Consider the following 2,965-nt stretch of genomic DNA (forward strand, 5'->3'; position numbering starts at 1 on the left):
GCGTCCGTCGACCGCTACGTACGCGCCGCCGACGGGGGCGTGGAGGCGGTCGCCACCGTCGGCCTGCGGGTGCCCACCTGGGCGGCGTCCCCGGAGGGCACCGCGGACCCGGAGCTGGCTCCGATGCGGGTGGGGACCATCAACATCATGACCGTCCTGCCCGTGGCCATGACCGACGCGGCGCTGGTCAACCTGGTGATGACGGTCACGGAGGCGAAGTCGCAGGCGCTGATCGAGGCGGGCTACCCCTGCACGGGGACGGCGTCGGACGCGGTGTGCGTGGCCGTGCCCGCCGAGGGCCCCGAGGAGCTCTTCGGCGGGCCACGGTCGGAGTGGGGGGCGCGGGCGGCGCGGGCCGTGCACACGGCGGTCCGCCGCGGCGCCGAAGCGTGGCGGCCCGGTGACTTCAGGTGAGGAAAAACAGGCAAGTAGCATGTGGGCGAGGGTCAGACTCCCGGTACTGAGTGGGTGACCGCAATGGCGACGATCGAACCGACCACGAGGCGCACGGTTCTTCCCGGTGCGCCGCCGTTCACGGTCGACGACCTGCTCAAGTTCCCGGACGATGGGAACCGGTACGAGCTCATAAACGGGAGCCTAGTAGTGAGCCCTGCCCCCACCCCGCTGCACCAGCGCGTCATCTTCCGGCTACAGCGCATTCTCGATGATGCGGCGCCGCCGGAGCTGGAGGCCTTGTCAACCGTCAACGTTCGGCACAGCGACAAAGATTTCTACATACCAGACCTTGTCGTAGTGCCCGAAGCGCTATCCGAGTCCGTGGGACTCATGTTCGCTCCTGGCAACCTTCTGCTTGCCGTAGAGGTGGTCAGCCCGAGCACCAAGACGCATGACAGGGCCACCAAGACGGCGGCTTACGCTGCGGCGGGCATTCCCGTCTACTGGCGTGTCGAGCCCGACGAAGGACTGACACTCCACATCTACGAGCTCGACGGTGACGTATACCAAGAGCCCACGGCCTACAAGGCCGGCACCACGGTGTCCCTGTCGTCGCCCTACCCCGTCAGCTTCGATCCCGCCGACTTGATCGGCTCGCGGACCGCGACCCCGTAGTCCTCGGCCGCTCCTCGGGGCGTGACGCGTCCCGCTTCGAGGTCGGCCTCGATCGCCGCCCGGTCGCGCTCGTCCGGCGGGCCGATGCCGCCCCCGCCCGTCGTCGCCACGATGAACGCCTCGCCCGCCGCGAACCGGACGTTGTTGACCTTGGACGCGAGCCGTTCCACCCGCCCGTCCAGATGGCGCTTGAAGAAGCCGCCCAGCCGCCCGGGCAGCCCGCCGTCCCGGCCCGGCGGCGGCAGCCGGAGCCGGTCCCCACGGGTCGTCACGTGGCAGTCGGCCAGGAACCGGTAGACCGTCCGCGAGCCCAGCCCGCCACGGAACCGGCCAGGACCGCCCGAGTCCGGGATCGTCTCGATCGACTCCACGATCAGCGGGCAGCGGCTCTCCACCGGCTCCGCCTGCGGCACCGAGTTGCGGCCGATCCCGAAGTGCACGCCCGTCGCGTCCGGCCCGTCCAGCCCCTGGCGGGCGCCGACCCCGCCGAAGTCGTAGGAAAGGTGGATCCAGTACGGCGCTCCCACCGCCGCGATCGAGAACGGCTGCAGGATCCCGCTGGCCGCGATCGCCCGCTCGGGCACCGCGTCCGACAGGGCCTGGAAGACGGCCTCCATGGCGGCGTAGATGGGGACGTACCGGCCGCCGCAGGGGTAGGGGGAGCGGGCGTTGAGCAGGGAGCCCTCGGGCAGGAGCACCTCGATCGCCCGCAGGCAGCCGTCGTTCATCGGGATCGCCGGGTCCAGGAAGCAGCGGACGGCGAAGACGGCGGCGGCCAGGGACTGCGAGGCCGAGGCGTTGACGGCGGCCGGCACCTGCGGGTCCGTGCCCGCGAAGTCCAGCACCGCCCGGGAGGCGTCCAGGGTGACCGACACCCGCACCGTGTGGGACCGGCCCAGGTCGATGCCGTCGTCGTCGATGGGGTACGCCGCCTCGAACCGGCCCTTCGGCAGCTCGGCCAGCGCCGCGCGGGTCCTGGTCTCCGTGTAGTCGAGGTAGTCGTCGATGCCGGAGGCCAGGCCCTGGTCGCCGTACTCGCCGAGCAGCGACTCCAGGCGGGCCGCGGCGACCGCCGTGCCCGCCACGAGCGCGCGGACGTCGCCCATGACCTTGTCCGGGGTACGGCTGTTCGCCTTCAGCACGGCCTCGATGGCCGGGTCGATGCCCGCGTTCGTGGCCAGGCGGACCGGCGGGAGCTGCAGGCCCTCCAGGAAGATGTCCGTGGCCAGGGGCGCCATGCCGCCGGCCGAGAGGCCGCCCAGGTCAGAGACGTGGATCATGGTGGCGGTGAAGTAGGCGGGACCGCCGCCGGCGAAGACCGGGCGGTAGACGAGCAGGTCGTTGGTGTGCACGCCGCCCCGGTAGGCGTCGTTGAGCGCGTAGACCTCGCCCGGTTGCATCGACTCCGGCGGGAAGTCCTTGAGGAGCTCGGGGAGGGCGGTTCTGAGCGCCATGCTGTTCATGAGCGTCGTGGCCATGGACTGGGCGACCAGCCGTCCGCGGGCGTCCAGGATGGCCGCCGACGCGTCCGAGCCCTCCACGATGAACGTCGAGTACGCCGAGCGCACCACGACGATGCTGGCCTCCTCCGCCGCCACGACCAGCGCGTGCCTGAACACCTCCGCGGTCAGGGCGTCGGTCACCGGGGGCTCCTGGTGAGGTGGACGGCGCGGGTGCCGGACAGGGCCGCCGTCCAGGAGGGCGGGACCACGATCGTGGACTCGGCGTCCTCGATGACGGCCGGGCCGGGCAGGCGGCCGTCCAGGGTGTCCCTGGTGTGGACCGGGATCTCGGTGTAGCCGCCGAGCTCGGGGAAGTACGCGGCTCTCAGGCCCGGGCGCGTGCCGGTCGTCGCCGGTGCGGCGTTCTGGGCCGGGGCGGAGGGTGGCGGGGC

3 protein-coding genes and 1 pseudogene are annotated in these 2,965 nt (G+C 71.9%); 2 read left to right on the plus strand and 2 right to left on the minus strand.

What is annotated here, in order from left to right; all coding sequences use genetic code 11:
• Both ETD85_RS61285 and ETD85_RS61290 read left to right on the plus strand, forming a co-directional pair.
• Positions 1–414: adenosylcobinamide amidohydrolase (locus tag ETD85_RS61285; RefSeq protein ID WP_170247491.1), on the plus strand; the 414-nt coding region annotated here is incomplete at its 5' end.
• A 63-nt stretch (positions 415–477) separates the two neighbouring features.
• Entirely contained in the window at positions 478–1,071 is a 594-nt protein-coding gene (locus ETD85_RS61290; protein ID WP_138698939.1) for a Uma2 family endonuclease, read from the plus strand.
• Here ETD85_RS61290 and ETD85_RS61295 read toward each other — a convergent pair.
• Positions 1,014–2,714, minus strand: a complete 1,701-nt coding sequence (locus tag ETD85_RS61295; protein WP_138698940.1) for a hydantoinase B/oxoprolinase family protein — start codon at positions 2,712–2,714, stop codon at positions 1,014–1,016. The two genes, ETD85_RS61290 and ETD85_RS61295, sit on opposite strands and share 58 nt — an antisense overlap.
• A pseudogene (locus ETD85_RS64235) lies at positions 2,711–2,965 on the minus strand (hydantoinase/oxoprolinase family protein); the annotation flags it as partial. The gene ETD85_RS61295 and the pseudogene ETD85_RS64235, both read right to left, overlap by 4 nt.

It is taken from the genome of Nonomuraea zeae (assembly GCF_005889725.1).
GTDB lineage: Bacteria > Actinomycetota > Actinomycetes > Streptosporangiales > Streptosporangiaceae > Nonomuraea > Nonomuraea zeae.

Excerpts from the sequence above, each read along its gene's own strand:
- ETD85_RS61290 (WP_138698939.1), top strand. The coding sequence starts at position 478 with ATGGCGACGATCGAACCGACCACGAGGCGCACGGTTCTTCCCGGTGCG.